The organism is Mycobacterium sp. E2699 (genome assembly GCF_001666745.1).
Taxonomy (GTDB): Bacteria; Actinomycetota; Actinomycetes; order Mycobacteriales; family Mycobacteriaceae; genus Mycobacterium.
On sequence record NZ_LZJH01000010.1, the window covers coordinates 1 to 1033 of the forward strand.

The following is a 1033-nucleotide window of genomic DNA, read 5'->3' on the forward strand; positions in this document are numbered from 1 at the left end:
CACTACGATCTCTCGGACGACTTCTTCCGGCTGTTCCTGGACCCCACCCAGACCTACAGCTGCGCCTACTTCGAGCGCGACGACATGACGCTCGAGGAAGCCCAAATCGCCAAGATCGACCTGGCGCTCGGCAAGCTGAACCTCGAGCCGGGGATGACGCTGCTCGACGTCGGTTGCGGCTGGGGCGGTGCGCTACAACGAGCGGTCGAGAAGTTCGACGTCAACGTCATCGGAATCACCCTCAGCCGCAACCAGTTCGAGTACAGCAAGGCGAGGCTGGCCAAGGTCCCGACCGGGCGCAGCGTCGAGGTGCGGCTGCAGGGCTGGGAGGAATTCGAGGACCACGTCGACCGCATTGTCACGATCGGCGCCTTCGAAGCGTTCAAAGCGGACCGTTGGCCGGCGTTTTTCGAACGGGCCTACGAGATCCTGCCCGACGACGGCCGGATGTTGCTGCACACGATTCTCGCGCATTCCCAAAAACAGCTGCACGAGCTCGGCGTCTCGCTGACCATGAGCGACGTGCGGTTCACGCGATTCATCTACACCCAGATCTTTCCCGGCGGGCAGTTGCCGGCGCAGGAAGACATTCTGAAATTGGCGCCCGCGGCCGGATTCACCGTCGAAAAGGTGCAATTGCTGCGGGAGCACTACGCCCGCACGCTCAATATGTGGGCGGCGAATTTAGCGGCGAACCGGGAAAAGGCGATCGCCATCCAGTCCCAGGAGGTCTACGACCGCTATATGCACTACCTGACGGGGTGTGAAAACTTCTTCCTGAAGGGCATCAGCAACGTCGGCCAGTTCACGCTGGCCAAGTAAGTAGCGCACCGCTGGCCGGGCGCTCCCAGGCGCCCGGCTACTTCTCGCAGGTGAATTGGTTGACGTCGGTGTAGCCCTCGCGGAACAGCTTGGCGCAGCCGGTGAGGTACTTCATGTACCGGTCGTAGACCTCTTGGGACTGGATGGCGAGCGCCGTCTCCTTGTTCGCCTCGAGGGCCGCGGCCCACGTCTCCAGGGTCCGTGCGTAGCA

2 protein-coding genes are annotated in these 1033 nt (G+C 62.6%); one reads left to right on the top strand and one right to left on the bottom strand.

The window, feature by feature from the left end:
• Positions 1-822, top strand: an 822-nt coding sequence (locus A5696_RS00515) for a cyclopropane mycolic acid synthase family methyltransferase (protein WP_156738195.1), incomplete at its 5' end; no start/stop codon positions are given.
• A 37-nt stretch (positions 823-859) separates the two neighbouring features.
• Here the strand turns inward: A5696_RS00515 and A5696_RS00520 are convergent.
• Positions 860-1033: class I SAM-dependent methyltransferase (locus A5696_RS00520; RefSeq protein ID WP_197516862.1), on the bottom strand; the 174-nt coding region annotated here is incomplete at its 5' end.